Raw genomic sequence first — 25378 nt, 5'->3', positions numbered from 1 at the left:
GATTACATCACCATAGGTAATCGATTACATGGATGTAAACAGCGGGCACTGTGATTCAGGTCACAGTGCCCTCCGGGTGATCAGACGGCCGCGGAAGCCGGCTTCGCCGTACGCCATCTGCCCCTGAAGGCGGCCATGGAGATCAGGAAGACCACCTGGCCGCCGAGGCCGACCAGCAGCCACGCGCTCCACCCGCCGGCCGCCACGACCTGCGGCGACACCAGGAGCAGCACCACGATCATGATGCGCACGACCATGCCCCAGATGCCGAGCGCGGCGCCCTGCAGCCGCGGCTCCACGTCCTCGGCGTCCTCCGAGAAGTTCGCCATCCACGGCACGTACGCCACGCCGAGCACCAGGAAGAGGGCGGCGTAGACCATGACGACCACGGGACCGCCGGCCCCCGAGCCGATGAGGGCGACGAACCCGCCGAGCGCCGCGATGGTGAGCACGGTGCCCACGAGCGTGAACGGCTTGCGCAGCTGCAGCCGGTCCGACACCCGCCCGACCGCGATCACCGCGACGGCGTTGAGCACGATCCCGAGCGCGACGACCCCGTTGGCCTGCGCGGCGCTCATCCCGAAGGAGTCGACCAGGATGGTCTGGCCGAAGATCGCGAAGGTCCAGTAGAGCACCTGCCACCCGGTGTTGCCGAAGACGTGGGCCCACAGATGGGGATGCCTGAGCAGCTCGCGGACCTTACCGGGGTCGATCTTCTCCTCGGTCGCCACCGCGGCCTCGGCGGACATCACCTGCGCTCTGAGCGCGGCCGACGGCTCGGCGATCTGCCAGATGATGACGCCGCAGAGCACCAGCGAGACCACGCCCATGATGACGGCCTGCGACTGCCAGGCGTTGCCGAACATCGGCAGCGTCAGGCTCGCGATCGCCGAGGCCAGGAAGGAGGCGCCCACCGGGCCCCAGGTCCAGAACCCGAACGCCTGGGCCCTGCCCACACGCGGGGAGAAGTCTCGCACCAGGCTGGCGGTGATCGTGATGGCCGCGCCCTCGATGAACAGCATCAGGCACCGCACGAAGAACAGCCCGCCCACGGTGTCGACAGTGGCCAGCAGGAAGTTGCAGGCGGCGGTGACGGTCAGGGTGGGCACCAGGATCGTCACCCTGCCCCACCGGTCGGACAGGATCCCGCCGAATCCGGCCGACAGCCCGCCCACCAGCACGGAGACGGCCGCGATGAGGCCGTAGACCTCCAGCGACATGTCGAGGTCGGCGCGCAGCAGCGGGAGGATCGTGGCCAGTGTGGTCTCGAAGTTGGCCACCAGGCTCGCCAGCACGGCCACCGCCAGCAGGCGGATGCGCCGGGTGCCGACGGGATAGACGGTGAGCTCGCGGACGTAGAACGGCTTCATTCCAACCTCCGGGGGGTGGAAGGTTGCTCTAGAACGCGCTTCTAGATTTCTCAAAGTCTCGCCGCCCCGCGCGTGACGTCAACGTTTCAGTACGTCACGATGTGATCTCGCTCACAGCCGATACCTGTCTGACTGGTGAGACTCGTGAGGTTGTAATGGAATCGCCGCCGTTTTCGGGCACGCGGATTTCCAAATAGTCATAAACTCCGCGCCGTGAGCCTGCCTGTACGTGAACGTTCCCCCCGGCCCGGTGGCGGCCGCCATCGGCGGCCCGTTCCCACGTCCCTGCCGCCGGACGCCCCGGCCCTCGTGCTGGCGTGCCCCGCCGACCCCGGCGGGTACGCCGAGGAGATCGCCGGGCTGGTCCGGGTCGACAACCCGCACATCGAGGTGCGTCTGGCCACGTTCGAAGATCTCGCAGACACGCTCCCGCAGGACCGCGCCGCGATCGTGGTGCCACTGACCCTCTGGCCCGACCCCGTGGTCACCGAGGAGATCACCAAGGCCGTCGCCGCCACCGGCGCGGAGGCCACGGTCACCGACGCGCTCGGCCCGCACCCGCTGCTGGCCGAGGCCCTGCACATCAAGCTGGCGGAGAAGCAGCTCGCGAGGGCCGACCGGATGCGCCTGCTCAGCGTCTCCAGCCCGGTCGACGCGGTCATCCTCGGCACCGTCGGCGGCGAGCACGCCGTCCACGCCGCCCAGGCGACGGCCGTGCTGCTCGCCTCGCGGCTCACCCTGCCCGTCGTGGCCGCCTCCCTCGACAGCGATCCCGGTGTCGGCGTGGCCGCCGAGCGCCTTCGCGCCGCGGGCGCCGAGCGCCTGGCGATCTCCCCCTGCCTCATCGGGCACGAGGCCGACGCCTCCGTCCTGGAGTCGGCGGCGGCGAGCATCGGCGCCGGATACGCCGACCCGCTGGGCGCGCACGGCGCCGTCGCCGAACTTGTCGCGCGAGCTTACGGCAGTCAACTGGCGACTTGACAGCTCTTGTGAAGATCGCGGGGGACGCGTTACCGTCTGCGCATGCGCAGCGTCCACGTCACCGGCGAGCGACTGGGCCTGCGTGAGGTCACCGCCGACGACGTCGACGCGTTGCACGCCGTCTACGGCGACCCGGCGGCCACCCAGCACCTGCCGTTCGACCCGCGAAGCCGGGCCGAGGTCGTCGAGATCGTCGCCGAGGCGATCGCGGCGGCCACCGCCACCCCTCGCCGCCTGTACGTGCTGGCCGTCACCGACCTCGAGACCCGCGAGGTCATCGGCGTGGCCCGCCTGCACATCGAGGCCGACCACCCGCACAGCGCCGAGATCGGCCTCGGCCTCCGCCCCGACCTGTGGGGACGCGGGATGGGGACCGACCTGATCCGGCTGCTGCTGCGGTTCGGCTTCAAGGGGCTGGGGCTGCACCGCCTGTGGGGCGCCCGCTCCCCCGCCAACACGGCGGCGCAGCTGGCGATGCTGGTCGCGGGGATGATGGAGGAGGGACGCATCCGCCACCACGTACCCACACCGTCGGGCTGGCGCGACTCCATCGTCCACTCCGCCCTCGCCGACGAGTGGCCCGCCGACCGCGCCCTGTGACCAGCCCTTCGCCCATCCGACCGTACGGCAAGACGCTCCGGCCACCCCCCGTGAGCGCGGCGTAGACCCGCACCGCTGATGTGAGAAGTGGTTGACCGCCGCGTCGTGGTAGCCCTCTCCAAACACGTGGCCGGTTTCCCCGCGCTCACGGCGGAACGCCTCCTGCACCACTGATGGGGCCGGGCGCCTGCTACGGGCGACACCTGAACCAGGGCACCCTCACTCGCGCGCCCGCCCCTTTCGTCACCGGCGACGGTGCGCCAAGCCTCCGCGTAAGCCGCGACCGTGACGGATCCGCCGGGAGGGCGCCATGCCTCGCCCGCAACCGCGTCGAGAGCCGGCGCGGCCTTTTTGGCATGTACGAACAGCCCACGGCCAGTCGCTACGGGTATGCCCAGCGGCCCCCAAGGGGACTTCTGCACGAACAGCGGATCGACGTCATCCCCGACAGGCAAGCTATTCCGACATATCACGCAAATCCTCCGCTATTGCCATGAAAGGGATATGCAAGTCACTTCGCCTAGAAATGTCCACATAGCCCAACGGGGCTCGTACCACCACATAGATCTACACACACTAAGGAGAACCACATGTTCGACATCAAGAAGACCCTCGCAGCCGCCACGATCGCAGCCTCCGCCGTGGTGGCCCCCATGATCCTGTCGGCCCAGCCCGCCAGCGCCGCCACCGTGACCGAAGTGGGAACGACCGCTGGCGTACAGACAACCATGACGCCCGGGCACCACAACGACGACAAGAAGAAGGGCAAGAGGGTCAAGGTCAACAACAAGGGCGGCACCATCGGCAACGGCAACGGCGGCAACGCCAACGGCGACTTCGGCGCCGGCGGCTTCGGCGGCGACAACAACGAGGGCAACATCGGCATCGGCAACGGCGGCGGCGGTGGTGACAAGGAGGTCGAGGTCGACAACGAGGGCGGCACCATCGGCAACGGCAACGGCGGCAACGCCAACGGCTTCGGCGGCGTCGGCGGTGACGGTGGTAGCGGCAACAAGGGCGACATCAACATCGGCAACGACTGACATTCCCTTGTTGATCAGCCGCACAGCCAGTGAGCAAAACCGATTAGCGGCCACCAACATGGGCGGCCGACGCGATCAGCGTCGGCCGCCCACCTGTGTGCGCGGGAAGTGTCAAGCGGGCAAGGGCGAGCGTCGCGAGAACCGATGTCGCCCATGACATGGACGTTCACCAGACGTCCGCCGGCGAATTCTCTCGGAGGTGGCCGCTGCGCGGCCACGGCCGGCGTGCGATCAATCGCCATCGCCACATTCGATGATCGATCCGTGGTTCGTGCGACGAGGTCGACGATCGTGTCGGTCGCGGTGCGGATATCGCCACTCGATACGACCGGCCGGCCGCCCACCGTCGAGAGGGAATCACCCCCCGTCAGCCCCTTCTCAGGCTGGATACACGAACCAATGGAAGAGCCCCCCGACCTGTCCCGGGGCGTGGCCCACGAGCAGCGGATCGATGCTTCCCCCGCGAAAACGACATTCCGGCATATCGCTCATATCATCTGCTATCGGCATGAAAGGGATACGCAAGTCGCCTTAGGTACAAATATCCATATAGCTCCCCGGAGCCCCTACTTAAGGAGAACCTCTCATGCTCGACTTCAAGAAGACCTTCGCCGCCGCCACGATCGCCGCCTCCGCCCTCGTCGTCCCCGTGACGATGTCGGCCCAGCCCACGACCGCGACCACCAGCGCGACCCAGGTCGAGACGTCCGCCTCCACACAGGCCACCCTGACCGGCGGTTGCAAGCCCCGCGTCATCAAGAAGATCAAGAAGGTCAAGAAGATCAACATTGACAACAGGGGCGGCAACATCGGCAATGGCAACGGCGGCAACGCCAACGGCGCCCCGGGCGGCTTCGGCGGCAACGGCGGCAACAACAACGGCGGCAACATCAACGTCGGCAACAACTGACGTCACCACATGCTCGATCGTGCAGCCGGCGATCAAAGGCGATTAGTGGTTCTGGGGAATGGGCGGCCGACGCGAACTGCGTCGGCCGCCCTCCTGTGTGCGCGAAAAGCCACCCAGCGGACAACAGTCCTTGCGCACAGCGATGGCCTGCAAGGGGGAGCACCGCCGCATCCCCCGTCGTGAAACACCTCCATGGCCGGACGCATCCGCCACCACGTGCCCACACCGTCGGGCTGGCGCGACTCCATCGTCCACTCCGCCCTCGCCGACGAGTGGTCCGCCCCCTGAGAGGGGCTCTCGGCCTGTTGCCCCAGTTGGTCGTTTTGCGAAATTTCTCATCTTTGCTCCGTGCACGTCGCCGACCAGGAATGATCTAGACCGGTCGAGTGCCGTGCGATTCGGCCGGCCGACCGATGATTGGAGCAATGTGCGAAGAAGATTCTCCCTAGTCGCCGCCGCCTTCGTCGTGGTGGCGGCGGTGCTGCCCGTTCCGACGGCCGGGGCGGCCGCTGGAAACGGAAGCCCCGCTCCCCCGGGGAAGGGCGGCATCGCCTGGGTCCCCTGCGAGGAGGAGCCCGCCGCCGAGTGCGGCAAGCTGGCCGTCCCGATCGACTGGTCCCGTCCGGACGGGCCCACCATCGACCTGGCCATCGCCCGCCGCAAGGCCACCGACCCCGCGGCCCGCGTCGGATCCCTGGTGATCAACCCGGGCGGCCCGGGCGGCTCGGGCGTGGAGGCCGCCTACGGCGCCCCCGGCTTCTTCACCGAGGAGCTCCAGCGGCGGTTCGACATCGTCGGCTTCGACCCCCGAGGTGTGGGCCGCAGCCATCCGGTGGTCTGCTCGGCGGCGGTGTACAACCAGATGCCGCACGCGGTCATGACCAGCCAGGCCGACTTCGACAAGTGGACCGCCTACGCCAAGAGGCTGCACCAGGACTGCCGGGCCCGCACCGGCCCCCTGTACGACCACGTCGACTCGGCCAACGTCGCGCGCGACATGGACGCCCTCCGCGCCGCCCTCGGCGAGGAGAAGCTCACCTACTACGGCATCTCGTACGGCACGCTCATCGGGCAGATGTACGCCGAGCTGTTCCCCCACCGGATCAGGGCCATGGCCCTCGACAGCAACATGGACCACAGCCTCGGCGTCAAGGCGTTCCTCGACACCGAGGCCGCCGCCGTCGAGGACGCCTTCGACGAGTTCGTCGGCTGGTGCGAGCACACCGCCAGCTGCGCCCTGCACGGCCAGGACGTCCGGGCGCTGTGGGAGAGGCTCCTCGCCAAGGCGCGCAGCGGAAAGCTGTACTACCCCGGCGTCCCCGACCGCCCGATGACCGAGCTGCAGGTCCTGTGGCAGGGCGTGCTGGGCACCGAAGGCCCCGCCTGGCAGCTGCTGAGCGAGATGCTCCGCGCCCTGGACGGCGGCGGCCCGCTGCCGCCGTGGGTCCCGCCGCTGCCCGGCCGTCAGCCGGTGGAAGGCGAACTCGCCCACCTGCCGACCGTGGTCCTCTGTGAGGACTACAGCCTGCGGGTGCGCAACTACAAGCAGTACGCCGCGCTCATGCGCAGCTCCAACCGCCACGCCCCCGACATGCGTTACAACCCGATGCCGATCGAGGACCTGCCCGTCTGCCTCAACCACACCACCAACAACCCGCAGCACCGGCTGCGGTACAAGGGCAGCGCTCCGATCATGCTGGGGAGCTCGTTGCACGACCCCTCCACCCCGTACGGCTGGTCTGCCAACGTGGCCCGCCAGCTCGGCCCCAAGGCGGTGCTGCTCACGTACGAGGGCTGGGGGCACCGCATCTACGGCAAGGAGGAGTGCGCCACCGTGCCCTTCGACAAGTACCTGATCTCGCTGGACGTGCCCGCACCCGGCACTCGCTGCCCCGTGGGTGGCGGAGCCAAGACCATGCTCAAGCGGCAGTCCGAGCTGTGGCCGACGGACTCGCTCCACTGGGGCGTCCGCTTCTGATTCACCCCGAGGGGTCCGTCGGAATCCGGCAGGGCCCGAGGCCGCCGTGACCACACCGGCGGCCTCTGCCGCACGGCGCCGCCCCGGCCAGGTTCAGGGCCGGGGCGGCGTCCGGTGGCAACCCCGGCCGGTCAAGTCAGGTCGCGGGGAGCCAGCCTGCCAGGCGAGGTAGCCCGCGCGCTCCTCGCGCGACTCCACCACCCCCGCGAGCACCAGCCGCGCGAAGCCCTCTTCGAGGTAGTTGCCCCAGCGTCGGGCGGTGGCTTTCCGGGCTTCGCGGTGGAGGGCTCGAATCAGCGGACGGCGTGCGGGGAGACCAGCCGCATCAGCGGCGGAACGTATAGGTATGCCAGGATCGCCACGCCGCCCAGCAGCAGCAGCGCCGTGAACATCCACTCCTGCGAGCCCTCCGGTCCGTAGACTCGGTTGGGCCGCCCGACATCGATGGCCCTGGTCTCCGTACCGGCACGGTATGATTCCCGGCCGCTGTCGTGCATGGCCACCTCAGCCCGACGCACGGTGCCGTCGTCGGAGCGGAATGTCCCGATCCAGCTGCAGCTCTCGTGTCCGGGGTGCTGGACGCAGTAGAGGCGTTCCGCGGTGAACGTGCCCGGAAAACCGTCAGCCCGGGCGGCCCGTATGACGAGACCGACGTTCGGGGTGGCGAGGTACAGCAGGAAGACCGCGACGAGGGTCATCGCCACGGTGAAGGCCGGAGACCGTTTGCTTGCGGACCGTCCGCCCGTCATCGTCATCGCCCGTAGGCGAGCGCGCAGCTACAGTTCATCCCGGTACGCTCGGACTCGCGGGGGCGCCGGTGCAGGATCATCGCCACCACCATGGGCGCGAAGACGACAGCGTTGTAGAAGAGGTGCAGCTCCACCCGGGGGACCACAATCTGGATGATGCTGGTGGGCACCGGCTTGCCCAGCAGGTTGTTGCCGGTCAGCGCCTGCATGAGCAGAAGGAAGTGCTCCAGGTGGTGCCAGATCTGGATACCCATCGCGATGTTCCACCAGGTGCGCGCGCGCCCGGTGAAGCCCTGGCGCAGCAGGAGAAAGCCGGCGAGCATCACCAGCGCGTAGCCGTAGTGCATCCACTCCGACTTGACCAGCCACGGGAACGGCACGCCGAGTACGCCGCGGGCTTCCGGGATCGGCCAGTCAAGGACATAGATCTGGACCGCCTGGGCCAGGTGCTCGGCCCAGTGGGCCACTACGATGACCAGAAAGAAGCCGAGGGCGGTCCTGTGATATCGACCGTTGAGCTGCGATGGTTGAACGGCGTCGTGGTGCGTCCAGGCTGGCTGGGTGGCCATGTGCGAACACCTCTTCCGCGGAACCTACGGCGTGACATGCGCGTGTTCCAGACTCAGCTCCCTATTCACACCTCTGAGTGGGCTGAGCCCCTCAAGCGCCGAATCCGAAAGGATCGTAGAACGGCACATGCCTTCCGACGAGTGGCTCTGACAGCATTCCGTCAGGGCAACAATGGGTGGCGGTGCTGGATGGGGCGCGAAATCGGCGCCAGCCTGTAGCCCATTTCAGCGGGCCCCGCGGAGTCGGAGACGAGGATCGCCTGACGAGTTGGCCTGCGCGAAGGGGGCAGCAGCTGAGTTCGGCGCGCTCGCCGGGACCGCGGAGCTTGGCGTGGGCGGAGTTGGTGCTCTTCTGTGAGGCCGGCGGTTTCTTGCCCTTGTACGGCACGCGTACGTGCTCACCTGCGCACCTCCGAGTTCGCCGCGCGGCTGCGCGAGATCCCGCACAGCGAGGTCATGGCCTGGGTGGCGGGTCAGGGCGTCCAGACCGCCTGCTTATGCGGAGTTCTCTGAACTGATCATGCACTGTCCTGCGGCGATGCGTCGCGGACATGTCTTCGACGCGGGTGGGCGCAGCTTCCTTCCGCCAGGGTCTTTCTGCCCGTTCCCTCTTTCTCCGGTTTCCCGATCTTTCGATTTCCATCCATCTTCAGCTCACGAAGGAGCTTCAGCATGTCCATCGGCGACACCACCATCACCATCGTCGGCAACCTCACCGACGACCCCGAGCTCAAGTTCACCGAGACCGGCGTCGCGATCGCGGCCTTCACCGTGGCGTCCACCCGCCGGGTGTTCGACAAGGCGCCGCTGGCAAGATGGTCGACGGGGTCTCCGTGTTCATGCGGTGCTCGGCCTTCCGCGAGCTGGCGGAGCACATCGCCGAGTCGGCCTCCAGGGGGACCCGCGTGGTGGTCACGGGTCGACTTCAGCAGCGCAGCTATGAGGACAAGCAGGACATCAAGCGGTGGGTCATCGAGGTCATCATCGAGGACGCCGGTGTCTCTTTGAGGTTCGCGACCGCCAAGGTCAACAAGGTCTCGCGGGAGAAGGTCCCGCACCCGGCCGAGTCCTGGGAGAACACGTCCAACCCGTGGGGCGGCGAGGGCCAGGAGCACGAGCTCGCAATGGCCGGTGCCGGTTTCGGTGGGCAGGAGGCCCCGTTCTGACCGGCTAGGTCTGGGCCCGCCTCGCGGGCCCAGACCTCCGGGTCAACGATGCTCCTCGGGTCCTTGATCTGAAAGCACGGTTCTGTGGGAGCCCCGGGCTGAGACGCCCGGGGCGAGCCGACCGATGGCATCCGTCAAGGGATGGCGGCATGCCGGCCAGCTGTGTCCGTCCACCCCGGCGCCTGGGCGAGGCCGGGACGAGCCAGTTGATGCCTATGGCCAAGTCCCGGCACAGCAAGCTACTCCTCGCGAGCCTGCTTGTAGCGGGTTACTTGTAGTACTGCACCCAGTACTCGACGGTGTGCTTCTTGTCGAGGCTGAAGGACGCATAGTACTTCCCGTGCCCGGCGTTGTGGATGCGGACGATGCCGTACCTGCCGTTGCAGGCCCACTTGCCGGACTTGGCGACCTTCTCGCCGGCGCCGTAGCGGCGCACGTAATGGAGTCTGACCACTATCTGCGAGTCGTTGCCCCAGCAGCGGGCCTTGACCTGCATCACGCGGACACCCGAGAGCCGCTTCCAGTCCGAGGTCGTGAAGTACCCCTTGCGTGGGCCCAAAGCCTCGTGCCGTTGGGTGTACCACTTGGCCCTTGCCGCTGCGCTCGCGTGGGTCGAGACCTCGCTGTGCGCGGCCGGTGCCGGTTGGGCGGGGGCCGCGGTGGTCTGCGCGACCGGGGCCGCGACGGCCGGTGCGGCCGTCGCCAGGGCCAAACCGGAGGCTGTGGTGGCGAGGGCGAGGGTGAGGGAGATGCTTGCGAGATGCAGGGGTACCTGCCTTTCGCGATGAGTCGGGACGGCCACGGGTGGCATGGCCGTTGCTCTGTCGTTCATCTGTCCTCCGATTTCTGCAGGGGATGAAATGACTGATCGCGCTGAGCCTGGCCTGCAAGCAGGGCGGGACAGATTCCGCGCCCGTGTGCCCGGCTCTCAGGGGTTCCGAGCAGGAAGCGGTCCCCGTGACCGCGTGCCCGCCGAGGCCCTGCGCCACCAGGATCGTGGCGGCAAGATTGTTCGGCAGCCCTCCTCGGGCAGGCAAACAATGCGTTGAGCCATGAGCGGGAGACTCCTGCGGCCGCGGCGATGCCGACAACGGTCGGGCGTTTGCCGGAGCGCTCGGCATCGACCAGGGCCTGCGCGAGCGCGAGCGTCGTGGCTGCGCTGCTTGGAGGCCGCGACGAGGAAGCGGGTGTTGTCAGCCGGTGGCATCGAGGTCGACCACCTTTTCGCCGGCGACGGCTTGCTCGGGCCCGGTCTGCTCCAGGGCCTCGATGATGCGGTCGAGCTTGCCCAGCGTGCGGGGTGTTTCGCTCCACCAGCCGCGTCAGCCCTTGATGCTCGGCGTCGCCGATGAGGCGGTGCGTCTCGTCGCGCTGGCGCCGGTGCTGGTCGAGGAAGTCGCGGATGGTCAGGAAGAAGTGGCAGTCCAAGCAGGGGTTGGCGAACTCGCTGTCGGTCTGGATCGGGGCTCCGCAGTAGCCGTTGGGCAGGGTCACCTTGGCCCGCACCATGCTGATCTTCATCCACTCGGCGTCGGCCAGGTGGTGCCCGTTGGGCAGCACGACCGGCTCCGCTTCCGCGTTGATCTTGACGGCGTTCTCCCAGTGCCGCCGGAGCGTGGTGTTGTGCAGCCGGGCATAGACCGCGGTCATCTGGGGCGACATGCGATCGAGGAGCTGCTGGACGATGTGCCGGGGGACGTTGGCGTTGATCAGCCGCGTCCCAAGAGTGTGCCGGAACTGGTGGGCGGTGACCTTGATGGCCCGGCCGTGCTCGTCGGTCAGGCCGCCCGGCTGCCTGCACGTCTAGGATGCGCCCGGCGCGGCCGGCGCGCGGAAGATAAGGAGAGGACACGGCGCCCGTCGTGGGATCAGTACTTGCTGACGGCGCAGACGCGGGAAGAGTTCGAGGGGCTGGAGGCTTTCATCGTCGACGCCCCATGAGACACAGCCGGAAGGCGGCAGATCCGTACCTTCATGTCGCGCCGTCCTCGGCCTCGCCCTTGGTCTCCATGTCCATGCCTTCCGGCGCGGCTGCAGACTCCTCGCGCCGTAGCACCCCCACCCGTCCTCGCTCTCTATCAGCCGCCAGCCTGGTGGCCACCACCGCTCCACACCCAGAGGCCGAGACTCCACACGCATCTCATCCAACCATGCGCTGGCCAGCGCCTCTGCGGGACGAAATGGGCGTCGCGCGAGAACGTCGCATAGTTGAACCGGGCGTCGCCTGAGAAGGTAGCCCCGGTGAACCAGGCGAACATGACCCCACGCCCGTCGCGCGAGCTTTAGCCCGGCTGCTTGATGCTCTCGATGATTCGGGCGAAGCCTTCCTCTCCGTGGCCTGCATCAATCTGGCGTTGGATGAGCCCCTGGACCATGGCGACTACCTCGGTGCTGATGCCCTGGTCGGAACTGGAAGCCAAGAGGTCACTGAGGTTGGAGAACTCAAGGCTCTGCTGCCCTTCGACGGTGTAGTCCCCGCCGTCGATGACTGCGGCGAACCCTTGGAAGGCACCGGTCATGGCGGTCAGCCAAGGTGTGGCCATGGCAGCGAACTGGCCCGCCGTCACACCGGCCGGCGCAACCATGGCCGCGCCGTGCATGAATCCGGCGAACATGACGTACATGCCCGCGAGTAGGGCGAGGTCGTACAGGGACGCCAGCCCGGCATCCTCACCGAAGTAGGTACTGGTTGCCCACAGGTCGAGCAGCGGCTTGCACTCGTTGAAGACATCGGCCGATCCGCTGTAGAGGATCGATGCCCCAGGCTGGCCGATCATCTGCGGTACGGCCATGATGCCGCCGTCCAGATACGTAACCCCAGCATGGGCAGCCCAGGCGGCCAACTCCCGTGACTGAGCCGGCGTCGTCGTGGTTAGGTTGATCAAGGTTCGGCCAGCCAGCTCATTGGAGAGCGGATCAAGCACCTCATGGACCGATGCGTGGTCCAGCAGGCATGCGATCACCAGTCGGCTGGCCCGGACCGCGTCACCGGCCGTGGCAGCGGCCTGCGCGCCCTGCGCAACGAGGTCGTCCGCCTTGCCTAGTGAGCGGTTCCAGACTGTTGTCGCGTATCCGGCCTTCACCAGGGCGTCTGCCAGAGCGCTACCCATCGCCCCCAGCCCGAGAAGGCTCACCTGGACGCTGTTGTTGTTTGTCATTTTTGGGCTCCCCCTCGAATTCATCGTTCGGCCAATCCTTTCCGCAGCCGGTAGAGTTGACCAGTACGGACTATTTAGTCAGGTACTCACTCATGGGTAAGTGCGTCTTGGAGGGGCGGATGGCGACATCAGCACGACGAGGTCCCTACTTCTGCGGCATCGACGCGGCGATGGACGTAGTCGCCGGCAAGTGGAAGTCGCTGATTCTCTGGGAGCTGCACAACTACGGGACCCGTCGGTTCGCCGAGCTCCGACGCGGTCTGCCGGGCGTCAGCGAGAAGATGCTGATTCAACATCTGCGGGAGATGGAAGAAGACGGGCTCGTGCATCGTGAGGTGTACCGCGAGGTGCCACCGAAGGTCGAGTACTCCCTGACGGAGCACGGCGTCTCGCTCAACGCTGCCCTGGCCCCCTTGGGAAGATGGGGCACCGAACGCATGCAGCGAATCGGGGCCGAAAAGGTCTCCGTTAACGTTGCCGCGACGATTCGGCGATAGCAGCGAATGGGGCGGATCGTAGATCGGGCGCTGTGGCAGCACCAGCCGGAGAAGGCGCGCCAGACGGTGATGAGGCCGCCGGCCACTATGCGGCCCTGCGGTCGCCGCGTGGTTCGGCAAACTAGAAGGAGTGCTTGCGCTTCTTGAGGGAGGGACGTGAGCGCTCCACGGCGGCCAGGAGTTCATCGAACGAGGGCTTGAGCCCCACCGTCCTGATGGTGATCCCGTGTGGTGGCAGCAGGGTGCTCCACCGGGCCAGCTCTGTCAGGTACCGTTCCTGGTCGGCGTCCGTCATGCGGAGCTTCAGGTAGCGCCAGCCGGACACGTGCACGACGCGCACTCCGCGAATGCACTTCCAGGGGATCGGCTCGCGCGACAGGCGGTGGTCGTGAATGCCGTGCTCGTCGATCCGGATGACGACGGCTTTACCGTGGAGCAGGCGGCGCGTGTATACCACCGTGGCGACCGAGAAGATCACCACCACCGCACATCCGTTGGCCACGGCAAACCAGGTCGGGCCATGTCCGGATTCCTCCAGCCAGCCGAGCGCCATGGCAATCCCGACTATCACGATGCATACGCTGCCCAGTACGAGCAGAAGGGTCTTGGACACCGACTGCCGCCATTCCATAGCTGCACACCCCCCGCAGGTGCAACCATCCATGCCTCTTTTCTGATTGTCTCGCGTGCTCGGCGCCGACCGAGACCAGACGCCCGAGGAGCGGGTCGAGGCGACGAGACGGGCTATGGACGCCTACAGCGAGTGGATGGCCACCCCGCCAGCGCGGACCAGCGACGCTCGCTAGCTAGCACACAGTCCTGCAGTCCTTCACGGTGACCGGGGTTGAGGAACCTGCGGATAATCGTCGGCGCTGAGATTGATCTTGGGGTTGGGGCGGGTCAGCGGCGGTCGCGGCGGCGTCGGGCGGGGGAGGCTCCGCGTCAGGCCCGACCGAGGACGCAGAACTCGTTGCCCTCCGGGTCGGCGAGGACGATCCACGGGACGTCGCCCTGGCCGACGTCGGCGAGCGTCGCGCCGAGGGCCTGCAGCCGGGCCACCTCCGCGGCTTGATCGTCAACGGGATACGGCAGCAGGTCGAGATGGACGCGGTTCCACACGGTCTTCACGCCGGGCGTTGTGCGGCGGAACTCAAGATACGGCCCGACACCCTTGGCGGAGCCCAGCATCGCATGATCGTCGGTCACCTCATGCAGGGTCCAGTCCACCGCCTCGCCCCAGAACCGGGCCATGGCCCGCGGGTCCGCGCAGTCGACCACCACCGCGGCGATCGGGCCGATATCCCGGTAGATCTCCCGAGGCTCCAGCACGCAGAACACGTTGCCCTCCGGGTCGGCCAGAACCGTCCACGGAACGTCGCCCTGGCCCACATCGGCGGGCGTCGCACCGAGCTCCTTCAGACGCGCGACCAACTCGGCCTGATGGGCCGCAGAGGTGGTGGCGAGCTCGAGGTGCACGCGGTACTTCACCGTTTCGGGGTCCGGGACGGTGACGACATCGATGTAGAAGGCGGCGGGGTCCGGCCAGACGAAGCCCTCGGGCTCGAGGTTGGTCACGCCGGGTCCCTCGCTGGAAACACCCCAGCCGAGCGCCTCCGCCCAGAACCGGCCGAGCGCCGAGTCATCCCGAGCTTTGAAATTCACCTGAACAAGATGCAGTGCCATGCCGCCTTACCCTATGCCCAACGGATGAACCGGGATGAACCACGCACCTTCGGTTCAACTGGCGGTAACGGGCGGGTCGGGGACTTCGCCGAGCGGCCGAAGGCTTTGGGCGGGTGCCAGCCACGAAGTGATCAACACGTAACGAGAGACGCCCCTACACTGGTCGGCGCAGACGAGGTGGCCGAGTGTGACGAGTCGGCACAACGAGCCGGAAGGCCCTCCACTCGGGTCGGCGTCACCAGGGGCCCGCGGCCGCCCTCCGCCGTTCGGCAGTCTCGCAGAGTTGGACATTTCTGCGAATCACACGAGCTACATCCGGGTCCGCGCGTACGCTTGCAGTGCGTCGCGGACGAACGTCGCCCCCGCGGCGTCGTCGTACATGCCGGCGAAGCGGGGGTCGTCGACGTACATGTCGCCCAGGCCTTTCACCATCTCGATCGAGCACTCCCGGTCGCCCTCGGCCGTGGGGGTACCCGGGATCTGGCTCAGCCACTGGACGTGCCGGGCAGCCAGTGACTGAGCGTGCTCCGATGTCGGGCAAACCCCGGCCTTCGCCGCGGCCACCCATGCGGCGACGAGGTCCTCGACGGCCTGCTTCCAGGCAAGCTGCTGGTCAAGGGTCTTGCCGTGCCACCAGTCGTTGCTCACTTGGAACGCGCGCTCGCCCCAGCGTGAAATCACCTCGTCCTTGTAGCGGTCGTTGAACCCCGCCAACATCACGTCCATCCGCGGTTCCGCCCCCGCCTGCAGGGCCTCGAGCGTGTGACGCACAGACCGGATCTGCCGTTCGATGCGGTCCCGTTCCTCTTCCAGTGCGGCGATGTGGGCGCGCAGCCCGTCGCACGTGTCCACCTCGTCGGCCAGGACCTCGGCGATGGCCGGCAAGCCCATGCCGAGCCGGCGCATGAGCAGGATCCGCTGGAGCCGGGCGACCGCGCCCGGGTCGTAGTAGCGGTACCCGTTCGCGCCGACCCGGGACGGGGCCAAGAGCCCGACGCGGTCGTAGTGACGCAGGGTGCGACTGCTGATGCCGGCCCTCGCCGCGAGTTCCTGGATCGTCCACTCCATCGTTCCAGTGTTACCCGCGGCGGAGCGTGGCGGCGATGATCTCCGAGCTGTCGGCGTGCAGGGCCTGCGCCGCCGTCTGCCCGGTCGCCGCCAGGTAGGTGTCGACCAGCCGGTTGCCCGCGGCGTACCCGGCGCCCATCGGCAGTCCCACCGGGGTGAGGCCGAAGCGCTCGGCGCTGGGGTCGCCGTGCACCCAGGCAGTGAAGTTCTGCATGCCTGTCACGTCGAGCCCGGTGAGCACCTTGGCGAAGACCTCGTCGTCGTGCAGGTGCGGCACGCCGATGCGGGCGGGGCCGAGCTCGTCGCCGTAGAGCTGGCGGGCGAAGGCGTCGGCCAGGCCCTCGCCGACGATGTGCTCGCCGACCGTGACGGTCATCGGGTTCCACACAACCCCGCCCGGGCCCCACCGCAGGTTGTGGTGCAGTTCGTGCACGGCGGTGGCCTCCAGCCGCTCCACGTTCTCGGGAAAGGGCCAGAACGTGATGGCGATGTGGCCCGAGATGCCGCCGAACCCGGTCAATCCTTTGCAGGGACCCATGAAGTGTTCGTCACCCGGATCGCCGAGGACGAACAGCACGGTGATGTCCGGGGCCTCCAGCCCCGGCGTCGCCTCCAGCAGTACGGCGAGAGCGTCGTCGAGCGCGCGTTGCATCCGCTCCCAGGCCCCGGCCGCCGCCAGGGCTTCGAGCGCGTCGAGGCAACGCTCCTCGTCGCGGTCGATGGGGAACCCGGACGTTTCGAGGTGCACGGCCACCAGGTCGACCTCGCCGGGGTTGTAGCGGTACATGCCCCTGTTGGCCTCCAGCATCGAACGCAGCAGGTCAACGCGGTCCGCGACCGGGGCCAGCAGGATCCGCCTCATGGCGGAGTAGGTGTCAAGAACGGTGATGGACATGGCCCCGATGCTAGAAGTTGACGCAGCGTCAAGGTCAAACCAGCGCCGCTCTTCACCGGGATACGGCCGGCATGCCGTCACCCAGTCCCGTCATGACCGGCGGTTCGCCGCTGCACCCGTCACACGGAGCTACCTTGCCCGTGGTGACGCCGACCCGAGTGGGGGGCCGTGGACATGGGGCAAGCGTGGGCCTCCACGCGCGCGAAGTCCTCGTCGCTCACTTCGAGATCGTTTCATGGGTGCGTTTTCACCCATCCAGCCGTTTGTATCGACCTATGAAGCAGAGGAAGCCGCACGGGCTGGGCGTCGGCGGCTGTTTCACAGGCGATCGCCTATGAAACACCAGGTCAAGCGACTCACGGCAGCACTGCGCGCACCATCGCGGTCATAGCCGCGGGCGCCGCAATCAGGCGATCACGAGATGGTGCTTGAGTCCCACGGAGACCTTGGCCAGGTCGTCGCGCATGACCTCCAGTTCGATCTTTTCGGTGAAGCGGCGCCGGTCGAGCACGTCGCCGGTGCGGGCGTCAAGCTTGATGAGCGTCCGCTCGTCTCCCCGGACGTAGGTGACCTGGCCGTTCGTCAGTACACTGCCGGGCCGTCTGGGCGCTCCTTCGAACGATGTGCGCCAGGCGACGCCGCCGTCGGCGATGCGGTAGGCGATGACTTCTGCCGGGGTGTCCACCGTCAGCAGGTCGTCCGAAACGCCCAGAATGGTCGGGTCGTTGGTGTCCAGCCCTTTGAGTTCAGCGCGCCAGAGGATCTTCCCATCGGCCGCTTTGCGGACGATGAGCTCTCCTCCTGCGTGATCTATGGTCACCATTCGGCCCTGGCCGAGGTCACGGGTGTTGTACGTCAACCCGCCGGCGTACGTCCACCGTTGCGTGCCGTCCTCGGCGTCCAGCGCGACGCCCTTGATCGCGTCTCCCTCGCGACCGTGGTCGATCAGAACAACCTCGCCCATGTCCTGGATTCCGCGAACGCTCAGCCTCCCGAGTCCGCCGACGGTGGAGCATGTGGCGAACAGGAACGTACAGCGGGCGGCGCCGGTGCGGATGTCCAGCACGTCGACGCGACCGTCATGCACGATCATCAGTAGGCTTGCGGAACTGTTTGATCATCGCTGCGTAACTGTCGTCGGTGTGGCCGTCGGCTGCGGCACGTTTGGCGAGTTCCAGGAAGAGGCTTGGCAGCTCGGTGTTGACGCCGAGCGTCTCGGACTCCTGAACGAGGTGCTCCATCCCGCCCATGTGGACGGCAACGGTGGCGTCGCACAACAGCGCGTCGGTCAGCTCGAACAACGCATCGGCACGCGCCTTGAGACAGGCGTAGACATCGTTCCGGAACCGGGACAACACCCTCGAGGACTCGACACAGGCGGCATCGTTCAGAACACTCACCCTCACGGCCTTGTAGTGATCAGCAGCGACTCAGCACCGCACATGATCACTTCAAGGCCGTCTCGCTGTCCACGAAACGATCAAACCTCCGCTCAGCACCACAATTCAAAGGATAAAGAACAAGCTGAGGGACAATCAGGTCTCCTCCCGTTAGACGTTGCGCCACGTAACCGTGCTATTGCTCCTTACGGCTTCTGCGGCCGCGGCCGGGATCTGGCTGGCGCACCGCGCGGAGGGCTGGTTCAGTGTTCGCCCGATCATCGAGGGTCTGCGGGAACGATGTAGCCGACATGCGGTTCATCCAACCATTCTTTGTTGATCTCTTGGCCAGTGATTCGTCCGATCACGACAAGAGCGGAGGTGAAGCTCTCCCGAGGATCTACCGGATCGGCATTGTCAGGACCGCCGATATCAAATCGGAGACCGCCCATGTGACGGTCGAGAAGCGTGGGGTCACTGCCGGTGCGGTATTGGGTTGCGACGATGTTGATGGTTACCTTCATCTCGCCGTCGACGGCGTACTTGAGAAGCTCAGCGCCATTCCAGCGGATGGCTACGGCGCGTCCGCCGCCTCGCGACAAGGCAGTCAGCGCCGTATCGCTCACGCATCGATGGTCGCCGAAGACGACGATCCAGGTCCCGCTTGACCCAACTAGTATTCCACTGTCCCACTCTCCGCTCCCATCTGAACCCGGACCCCAGTTCCGGAACATCGCAGGCCTTGCGGTAGCCACGTCGGCATGGAGCCGGCGAGCCACTTCGGTGGTGCTGAGCCCTTCGCACCAGACGGCGTTGAATTCGGACAAGGACTGATCACTGTCGTCGTATGACCGGAGTAGATGATAAAGCCGCTCAGATTCCCTCACTGTGATCCCCTTCGCAAGGTAAGACTGGCCGCCCAGCAAGACTGGGCGGCCAGTTACATGTTCGTGTTTGCTATGACGATGGTGTTCCCAGCACCTGAACCCAGAACCGGTCGCCGATCGGACGTGTCGATCCACTGGGCTTGTGGACGCGGTATCGAGCGTAGAAGACGGTCAGGTACCAGCCGTCACTGCTGTTGTTGGCTTCCGGGATGCCTTGGACGGAGAAGTTGTTGTCTTTCCAGCCCGGGCCTTCCCCACCGAATTGAACGGATACTCGTCGCAGTCGCCGACCTGGCCGACGCAGGCGGCCGATATGGAAGCCCTGTGGACACCTTCCCACGTCCGACCCAAAGGATCCAAAGGAAAACGATCGCTAGGCTCGATTCGGGTCAACGGTGCCCGGGTCTCCTTGGTCTTTCCTTCCTAGTTGCCGGGAATGATCTTCGTTCCTGGCGGCTTCAGGGGAATGGTCTCGTCCGGTTTGTTGAATGCTTTCCAGATGTGCGCGGCAACAGGCCCGCGCTTTACGTGGTTCACGTCAGTCTGGTAGATGCGGCTGACATCCGGGAAGATACACGCTCCGTGATACCTGACACGCATGTGCTCGGGGAACGAGGGGAGGCTTCCCGGGCCCATGGGTTCGTTGTCACAGCGAACCGTCGGCGGCAACCAATTGCCGTTCACGTCCTCCTCCGGCCGGTCCCAGAGCAGGGCTGAAGCGTTCTCGGCTGGTGAGACGGTCGTAGCCCTGTAGACGGGCAGGTGGTTGAGGGCGCCCCGGTGCGGAGATGACAAACGCGACCCCTGATGATCGTCGGTGTCTAGCCAGTCGATCAAGAACAGGGGCCGCGTTCGCGTGCCATCTTCCCCGATCGACGTGCTCTCCCGCCACCTGGAGCACGTCACCACCACCGACCCGATGACGGACCTGACCGACCTGCCCGCGTTGGCCGATGTCCTGGATGCCGTACCCGACCCACGTAACCGTCGCGGGCGCCGCTACCAACTCGGACCGCTGCTGGCCTTAGCCTTGCTCGCCGTACTCGGCGGCGCCACCTCCCTGGCGAAGATCACCAGATTCATCACCGGATGCGACCCTGAACTACGCGTCCAGCTCGGCCTGCCCGCCGCGACGCGGCTGGCCGCCAGCACCCTGGGACGGCTGCTGGCCCGCCTGGACGGCGACGCCTTCGACACCGCGACCTGCGCCTATCTGACCAAGCTGGCCGCCTGCGCCGCACCGCCCACCCCCAGCACCCGACAACCGCTACTCGGCCTGGCCGTGGACGGCAAGACGCTGCGCGGCAGCCGCACCGGTGACGGCGTAACCCACCTGCTGGCCGCCGTCCGCCACGACACCCAGACCGTCGTGGCCCAAGCCCAGATCCAGGCCAAGAGCAACGAGATCCCCGCGTTCACGCCGCTGCTGGCCGACCTGAATCTGTCCGGCGTGGTGATCACCGCCGACGCCCTGCACACCCAGCACGAACATGCCCGCCAGATCGTCGCCGCCGGCGGCCACTACCTGCTCGTCGTCAAGGGCAACCAGCCCACCCTGCACCGCCGACTCAAGGCCCTGCCCTGGCGCGAGGCCATCCTCAATGACCGCACCGACGAGACCGGGCATGGCCGCCGCGAGATCCGCCGCATGAAGATCTGCACCGCCCGCCCGGGCCTGCCCTTCCCGCACGCCCTGCAGGCCATCCAGGTCAAGCGCCGCCGCACCGACCACAAGAGCGGCAAGACCACCATCGTCACGATCTACGCCGTCACCAGTCTCCCGCCGGGCCGGGTCATCCACGCCCACCTCGCCACCCTCATCCGCGGCCACTGGAGCATCGAGGCCCTGCACCACATCCGCGACGTCACCTACCACGAAGACGCCTGCAGAGTGCGGAAAGGCGCCGCTCCACGCATCCTGGCGAGCCTGCGCAACCTGGCCATCGGCCTGGCCCGCCTGATCGGCTGGACCAACATCAGCGCCGCCACTGACCACTACCGCAGCCACCCAGGCGACGGGCTTCAGCTACTCGGTCTCGCCACATGAGAACGCTTCAGCCCTGGGTCCCAGAGGGGAACATGTTGGTCGCCATAGTTTTGGTCAGAGTCTAGGAATTGCGCCCATGGGAAGATGCTGCACCTAGTGAGTTGACGCGGGCCGACGTCGGATGTGAAGCGGTAGTACTGGATTCTGCCGCGCCACTGGTGCGCTGGGGCTTCGAGGTCGCCGTTGACCTTCTTACGGCAGGTCGCGCCATCTCCTCGCGCTGTCACGTGCAGTTTGAGCGGTGTGTGCCATGCGGTCGGATGGGAGTCGTCCCACCGAATCTGATCGAAGGCGACCCACATTGAGATGTCCTGCGGCTTGTGACCGGTCACCCCGTCGTCACCAGGGTTGCGCACGCTGTGGCCGTCACGGGTACCGAGATACGTGTTGATGACGAACGTCGATCGCCATGACAGCTCAAGGACTGTGCCACCGTCGGGTTTCTCTTGCCGCTTCCAAGTGCCGATGTTGGGGTTGTACACGAACACGGCTATGGCGTGCCAGCGGACCGAGCAGCCGCTGTACACCTGTGCGGAGGTCCATGCTCCGAACTTGAACCTCTTCGGCCCCTTCGCCCGGCAGGTGTCGAGGGTGAAGTGCTCGTAATCGACATCGAATGGGTCTGCATTCGCCCCCGACCGCGGTTGAACGTCAGGCGACTTCTCCGTCAACGTAGGGGACGCCGAGGGGGTGCCGTCCGCATCCTTCGCGCTTTCCGCAGCGGGAACCGTCGACCCTCCCGAGAGTGCGGTGATCTCAGCGGCGGTCAATGGGTGCTGATAGACGCGGACGTCATCAATCGCGCCCTGCATTGCGCTACCGAGCCACATGGGCCGGTCGGCGTTCCAGGCTGCGAAGCTGATGGTCTCCGCCTTCAGCGGCGTGCCGTTGAGGTAGAGGGTCACAGTCCTGGCCGTCGCGTCGTATACACCGGCGAGGTGGAACCATTCGCCGACCGGCGGCTCGACCCCGGATAGAACGCCTTGCGTCGTCGCATCGGCGGTGTCGGCGCTGGTCATGGTGAAGATCAGACCGTGGTCTGCGGTATTGCCGAGTCTGAAGGGCGCCTGGTGGGTTCCTCTCTGCTCGGCGGCGATGTAGTCGCCGTCCTTGTTGCTCCAGCGCAGCCAGGCGGCGGCGGTGAAGCTTCGGTCGGTGCGGATCACCGGTCCGGTGGTCTGGGCCAGGGGCTCCTCTCCCGGCTGGATGACGTCGACGGTTGTCTGCTGCCAGTCTGACCAGGCCGAGGAGGTGTCGCCGGCGACCGCGCGCAGACGCCAGCGCACCTTCCACCCGTCAGTGAGTGTGTTCGCCGGGACGGCGATGCTCGCCTGGGTGCCGGAGGCGACGTTGTCTGCGGCGCCGGTCCAGATCTGGCCGCTGCCCTGCCCGGTCGCGGCCGGGTCGTGCTCGATCTCGGCCTCGGCGCGCAGGATCTGGCCGGTCGGGTGGGTGAGGGTGGCCTGCAGCGTGGGCGTAAGTGTGTCGGTCACTGTCACGCCGTCCACCACCTTCGACGGGGCGATGGTCAGGCCAGTGGCAGTGGGCTTGGGCAGCCTGACAGTGAAGGACTGCCAGTCCGACCAAGCGGAGCTGGCGGTGGATGAGACCGCGCGAGCTCGCCAGCGCACCCTCCACCCGTCGGCCAGCTTGTGCTGGCCGGTGCCCTGACCGGTCGCGGCCGGGTCATGCTCGACCTCGAACTCCGCCCGCACCGGCGGGTCAGCCCGGCTTGCACTGCGGCGTGGTCGCGTCGGAGTCCGGTGGCAAAGGTGGCCAGGCAGGGCGAGGCTCCGGCTTCAGCGGCGGCGATCCAGTCGTCGAGGAGATGGCCGTCGCGGTTGGTCATCATCGTGGCGAAGCTGCGGACCAGCCCGGCGGCGTCGACGAGCTCGGGGCAGCGGGCAGGGATCTGCTCCAGTCCAGCTTCCTCCTCGGTGCCCAGACGGTCGGGATGAGTCATGAGCCAGCCGGTGACGCGGCGGGGGTTTGGGTGGTGGACATGGCTCCTGCCGTACTTCCTGGTGCCCGCGTAGTGGTTGGAGCCAGCCCTGGACGGCGCGGCGGCTGCCGGTGAATCCTTGGGCCTTGATCTCGGCATGGAGCTGGACGGCGTTGCTGCAGCCTTCGTTCCATCGGCGGGTGAGGTAGGGCTTGAACTCATCAAGCTTGCTGGAGCGCTCGAGAGTCGGAGCCAGGAGTTCGTCCACGCTGGTGGGTTGGTGTACTTGCGGACGGTGCGAAAGGCCAAGCCGAGTTCGCGGCTGATGGCGTTCAGCGACAGGCCCTTGGCCCTCAGCGCCTGGACCTGGGCATAGCGTTCGTGCGTCCGCGCCATCATCGGTCGTTCGTTGCCGTAGGAATCCAGGGTCTTGGGCCGCTGGACGGGTTCGGTCTCGCTGCCGATGTCGTCCTTGATCGTGGCGTCTTGATCGGGGACTTCCTGCAGGCAGGATCGGTGCGCGCGGATCGTCTTCTCCAGTGCCGTAGCGAGGTTTTGCCACAAATGGAAGGGATCGGCGACTTGCGTGGCCTCGAGGGCGCCAGCGCGGGGCGCCGTCGGCGTAGGAGCCAGCCCTATCTCGGCAGATCACCTGCACTCCGGGATGGTTCTTCAGCCACGTGGTTCTTCAGCCACGTGGCCAAGTCATCAGCGGTCCGGCCGTACAGCAGATCGATAGGACGGTGGGTGTCCATGTCCACCAGCACGGTGCCGTAGGAGTTCCCGCGCTTCTTCGCGAAGTCGTCGACATCCAACACCGTGACCTGCCCTATCTCAGGATCGGGCAACGCCCGCAGTATCCGTAGCAGCGTGGATCGGCTGACCGGCGCGCCGACCAGGCCGGCCATACGGGCACCAGCTCGCCCGGCCAGCGCTATCGCGATCGAGGTAAGAAGAGCGCGTAACGCGTTGCTGCGACGGGCATGCCGCTGGGTCAGCCCATCGACCTGCTCGGCGAAGATCTCCCGATCACAGGAGGGCTCGCCGCAGAGAAGCGGCGCACCTCCAACTCGACCTTGACCGGCCGCCCGCACGTCGCCAGATCCCACACGGTCCGGCGATACCGGCTGTGCACCCGGGCCGAGGGCAGACCACACTCCGGGCACGAGGCCTTGGCGGCCACGGTGCGCGCCGCGATCAGCACGGTGTCACCGACGTCCTCAACCTCCAGGACATCCGCCTCCCTGAGAGCAGGGCAGAACAAACGAAGTCAGCAGGCATCCTCACCCGCCGGCGCATGCAGCACAATGAACCTCACGGCCGCTCGTTGATGATCGGGTTCTCGACAAGCCAGATCGTTGACGAGCGGCTGCCTCCGTGTGGCCCTCGTAACAAGATCGCGACCCAACAGGGAAGCGCGCTAGAGTCCCTCACTGGCCTCACCCTGATGTAGGGGCGGACGGAAGATCCTCACGCGGTCTGAATGTCGGTGCGCGATGGCATGCTCCCCGAGCATGACGAACTTCGCCGATCTTGCCCGAGCCCATCTCCCCGCTGACACCGCCGACCGGCTGCTCGCGCTGCTGCGCCCGACAATCCAGCTATCGATTGCTCAGGATGCCCAGCCGGTGGTCGGGCGGCTGGGCGGAGCCGCGGACCTGCCGGACGGCTTGTCCTGGCCGGTCGGTCCGGACTCGCGTCCGCTGTCGCTGGTCGCCACTCTCGACTGTGCACAGCTGGCCGCCTATGAGGTCGACATCGAGCTGCCTGAGGATGGCACATTGCTGTTCTTCGTCGCGTTCGGCGGGGACGGCGATGCCGTGATCTACGTGCCTGCCGGGACGCCCACGCTTCGACAGTCCGAAGGCTGGGTCCACCCGGAAGAACTGCTTACCGCGCAGACCGTGCTCACCTGGCCGGACAACGTCCAGCCGGAGCTCGCCCAAGCCTTCGGCGGCGGCTCGGCGGTGATTCCGGCGGTGTGGCACCATGTGGCAGCCGGACGCGAGTTCATGGAAGTGGTCGGCGAGTATGGGCACCGCCACCACGGCTCACGGCACCAGGTCGGCGGCCACGCCATGGTCCTGCAGTCACCGTTCGAGGCCGTAGCCGCCGAACGTCAAGGCGCGGGCTGGTACGACGAGGAATCGTTCTATGCCGAAGCCCGCCAGTGGGTGCTGCTCCTTCAGCTGGACGAGACGCCGCACATGATCTGGGGCGACGGGGCGCACATCACCTGGGGAATACGCCGCGACCACCTCGCCGCCCGCGACTTCTCCAGGACCGTCTTCGACGTCCAAGGCCACTGACATCCCGCCCACGCTCAGCATCACCCTAAGTAACCGATCATCGAGAGTGAGCCAGAGCCCGAAGATGTCAGTGGAGGCGCGGACTTAATCTCAGTCCTCGGCATCCCCCGCGCCCAACCGACCGCCCTCCGTCCGCGTCCTTGGTCC

General features: G+C 66.9%; 27 protein-coding genes and 2 pseudogenes. 10 read left to right on the top strand and 19 right to left on the bottom strand.

The window, feature by feature from the left end:
- Positions 1–80: 80 nt before the first annotated feature.
- On the bottom strand, positions 81–1370 hold the full coding sequence (locus H4W81_RS08105) for an MFS transporter (RefSeq protein WP_192774216.1): 1290 nt from the start codon (positions 1368–1370) through the stop codon (positions 81–83).
- A 213-nt stretch (positions 1371–1583) separates the two neighbouring features.
- Here H4W81_RS08105 and H4W81_RS08100 point away from each other — a divergent pair, with 213 nt between their 5' ends.
- From H4W81_RS08100 to H4W81_RS08075, 5 genes are all read left to right on the top strand, one after another.
- A complete protein-coding gene (locus tag H4W81_RS08100) occupies positions 1584–2351 on the top strand; it encodes a sirohydrochlorin chelatase (RefSeq protein ID WP_318781598.1) in 768 nt (255 codons plus the stop codon).
- A 42-nt stretch (positions 2352–2393) separates the two neighbouring features.
- The gene (locus tag H4W81_RS08095; RefSeq protein ID WP_192774215.1) at positions 2394–2951 is read left to right on the top strand and encodes a GNAT family N-acetyltransferase; all 558 of its coding nucleotides are present in this window, start codon (positions 2394–2396) and stop codon (positions 2949–2951) included.
- A gap of 590 nt (positions 2952–3541) precedes the next feature.
- Positions 3542–3994, top strand: coding sequence for a hypothetical protein (locus H4W81_RS08090; protein WP_192774214.1), 453 nt, complete (start codon positions 3542–3544; stop codon positions 3992–3994).
- Positions 3995–4580: 586 nt separating this feature from the next.
- Entirely contained in the window at positions 4581–4904 is a 324-nt protein-coding gene (locus H4W81_RS08085) for a hypothetical protein (protein WP_192774213.1), read from the top strand.
- A gap of 427 nt (positions 4905–5331) precedes the next feature.
- A complete protein-coding gene (locus tag H4W81_RS08075) occupies positions 5332–6882 on the top strand; it encodes an alpha/beta fold hydrolase (RefSeq protein ID WP_192774212.1) in 1551 nt (516 codons plus the stop codon).
- A gap of 293 nt (positions 6883–7175) precedes the next feature.
- Here the strand turns inward: H4W81_RS08075 and H4W81_RS08070 are convergent, their stop codons facing one another.
- The 4 genes and pseudogenes from H4W81_RS08070 to H4W81_RS49950 form a co-directional block, all read right to left on the bottom strand.
- Positions 7176–7580, bottom strand: a complete 405-nt coding sequence (locus H4W81_RS08070) for a hypothetical protein (RefSeq protein WP_192774211.1) — start codon at positions 7578–7580, stop codon at positions 7176–7178.
- A 53-nt stretch (positions 7581–7633) separates the two neighbouring features.
- Positions 7634–8200, bottom strand: a complete 567-nt coding sequence (locus tag H4W81_RS08065; RefSeq protein ID WP_192774210.1) for a hypothetical protein — start codon at positions 8198–8200, stop codon at positions 7634–7636.
- A 259-nt stretch (positions 8201–8459) separates the two neighbouring features.
- Positions 8460–8597: pseudogene (locus H4W81_RS46830) on the bottom strand (IS5/IS1182 family transposase); the annotation flags it as partial.
- A gap of 121 nt (positions 8598–8718) precedes the next feature.
- A complete protein-coding gene (locus H4W81_RS49950) occupies positions 8719–8880 on the bottom strand; it encodes a hypothetical protein (protein WP_358530426.1) in 162 nt (53 codons plus the stop codon).
- Between H4W81_RS49950 and H4W81_RS49945 the strand changes: the two are divergent.
- Both H4W81_RS49945 and H4W81_RS08055 read left to right on the top strand, forming a co-directional pair.
- Positions 8873–8947: pseudogene (locus tag H4W81_RS49945) on the top strand (single-stranded DNA-binding protein); the annotation flags it as partial. The gene H4W81_RS49950 and the pseudogene H4W81_RS49945 sit on opposite strands and share 8 nt — an antisense overlap.
- A gap of 68 nt (positions 8948–9015) precedes the next feature.
- Positions 9016–9366, top strand: coding sequence for a single-stranded DNA-binding protein (locus tag H4W81_RS08055; protein WP_264083138.1), 351 nt, complete (start codon positions 9016–9018; stop codon positions 9364–9366).
- A gap of 268 nt (positions 9367–9634) precedes the next feature.
- On the opposite strand, the gene H4W81_RS08050 is transcribed toward H4W81_RS08055, so the two are convergent.
- From H4W81_RS08050 to H4W81_RS08040, 3 genes are all read right to left on the bottom strand, one after another.
- On the bottom strand, positions 9635–10198 hold the full coding sequence (locus H4W81_RS08050; protein WP_192774209.1) for a hypothetical protein: 564 nt from the start codon (positions 10196–10198) through the stop codon (positions 9635–9637).
- A complete protein-coding gene (locus tag H4W81_RS49940) occupies positions 10195–11076 on the bottom strand; it encodes a hypothetical protein (protein WP_358530429.1) in 882 nt (293 codons plus the stop codon). Before H4W81_RS49940 ends, H4W81_RS08050 begins: the two co-directional genes overlap by 4 nt.
- A 572-nt stretch (positions 11077–11648) precedes the next feature.
- Positions 11649–12524: an NAD(P)-dependent oxidoreductase gene (locus H4W81_RS08040; RefSeq protein WP_192774208.1), complete on the bottom strand. Its 876-nt coding sequence runs from the start codon at positions 12522–12524 to the stop codon at positions 11649–11651.
- A 119-nt stretch (positions 12525–12643) separates the two neighbouring features.
- On the opposite strand from H4W81_RS08040, the gene H4W81_RS08035 reads away from it, so the two are divergent.
- On the top strand, positions 12644–13021 hold the full coding sequence (locus H4W81_RS08035; protein WP_192774207.1) for a winged helix-turn-helix transcriptional regulator: 378 nt from the start codon (positions 12644–12646) through the stop codon (positions 13019–13021).
- A gap of 121 nt (positions 13022–13142) precedes the next feature.
- Here H4W81_RS08035 and H4W81_RS08030 read toward each other — a convergent pair whose 3' ends face one another.
- The 8 genes from H4W81_RS08030 to H4W81_RS07995 form a co-directional block, all read right to left on the bottom strand.
- Complete coding sequence (locus H4W81_RS08030) at positions 13143–13652, bottom strand: STM3941 family protein (RefSeq protein WP_192774206.1); 510 nt, start codon at positions 13650–13652, stop codon at positions 13143–13145.
- A gap of 311 nt (positions 13653–13963) precedes the next feature.
- Positions 13964–14704 (bottom strand): VOC family protein, encoded by a 741-nt coding sequence (locus H4W81_RS08025; RefSeq protein WP_192774205.1) that lies wholly within the window; start codon positions 14702–14704, stop codon positions 13964–13966.
- A gap of 309 nt (positions 14705–15013) precedes the next feature.
- Positions 15014–15772, bottom strand: coding sequence for a MerR family transcriptional regulator (locus tag H4W81_RS08020; protein ID WP_192774204.1), 759 nt, complete (start codon positions 15770–15772; stop codon positions 15014–15016).
- Between the two features lie 10 nt (positions 15773–15782).
- Positions 15783–16667 carry a DUF2268 domain-containing putative Zn-dependent protease gene (locus H4W81_RS08015; RefSeq protein ID WP_192774203.1) on the bottom strand — a complete coding sequence of 295 codons (885 nt, stop codon included), beginning with the start codon at positions 16665–16667 and terminating at the stop codon, positions 15783–15785.
- Between the two features lie 406 nt (positions 16668–17073).
- Positions 17074–17760, bottom strand: a complete 687-nt coding sequence (locus tag H4W81_RS08010; protein ID WP_192774202.1) for an outer membrane protein assembly factor BamB family protein — start codon at positions 17758–17760, stop codon at positions 17074–17076.
- A complete protein-coding gene (locus H4W81_RS08005; protein WP_192781461.1) occupies positions 17747–18067 on the bottom strand; it encodes an imine reductase family protein in 321 nt (106 codons plus the stop codon). The genes H4W81_RS08010 and H4W81_RS08005 overlap by 14 nt, the downstream gene beginning before the upstream one ends.
- 257 nt (positions 18068–18324) lie before the next feature.
- On the bottom strand, positions 18325–18780 hold the full coding sequence (locus H4W81_RS46820; RefSeq protein WP_420538748.1) for a DUF6461 domain-containing protein: 456 nt from the start codon (positions 18778–18780) through the stop codon (positions 18325–18327).
- Positions 18781–19356: 576 nt separating this feature from the next.
- Entirely contained in the window at positions 19357–19770 is a 414-nt protein-coding gene (locus H4W81_RS07995) for a hypothetical protein (protein ID WP_192774200.1), read from the bottom strand.
- A gap of 19 nt (positions 19771–19789) precedes the next feature.
- On the opposite strand from H4W81_RS07995, the gene H4W81_RS07990 reads away from it, so the two are divergent.
- Positions 19790–20980, top strand: a complete 1191-nt coding sequence (locus H4W81_RS07990) for an ISAs1 family transposase (RefSeq protein ID WP_192774199.1) — start codon at positions 19790–19792, stop codon at positions 20978–20980.
- On the opposite strand, the gene H4W81_RS07985 is transcribed toward H4W81_RS07990, so the two are convergent.
- From H4W81_RS07985 to H4W81_RS49935, 3 genes are all read right to left on the bottom strand, one after another.
- The gene (locus H4W81_RS07985; RefSeq protein WP_192774198.1) at positions 20956–22695 is read right to left on the bottom strand and encodes a LamG domain-containing protein; all 1740 of its coding nucleotides are present in this window, start codon (positions 22693–22695) and stop codon (positions 20956–20958) included. The genes H4W81_RS07990 and H4W81_RS07985 overlap by 25 nt on opposite strands.
- An 862-nt stretch (positions 22696–23557) precedes the next feature.
- Complete coding sequence (locus H4W81_RS07980; RefSeq protein WP_192774197.1) at positions 23558–23830, bottom strand: transposase; 273 nt, start codon at positions 23828–23830, stop codon at positions 23558–23560.
- An 86-nt stretch (positions 23831–23916) separates the two neighbouring features.
- Entirely contained in the window at positions 23917–24105 is a 189-nt protein-coding gene (locus tag H4W81_RS49935) for a transposase family protein (RefSeq protein ID WP_420538747.1), read from the bottom strand.
- Between the two features lie 331 nt (positions 24106–24436).
- On the opposite strand from H4W81_RS49935, the gene H4W81_RS07970 reads away from it, so the two are divergent.
- Positions 24437–25231 (top strand): YwqG family protein, encoded by a 795-nt coding sequence (locus H4W81_RS07970; RefSeq protein WP_192774195.1) that lies wholly within the window; start codon positions 24437–24439, stop codon positions 25229–25231.
- Positions 25232–25378: the final 147 nt, after the last annotated feature.

The sequence above is a fragment of the Nonomuraea africana genome, from assembly GCF_014873535.1.
GTDB lineage: Bacteria > Actinomycetota > Actinomycetes > Streptosporangiales > Streptosporangiaceae > Nonomuraea > Nonomuraea africana.
The sequence above is the reverse complement of the archived record's forward strand: the minus strand, read 5'-3'. Positions and strand labels throughout refer to the sequence as shown.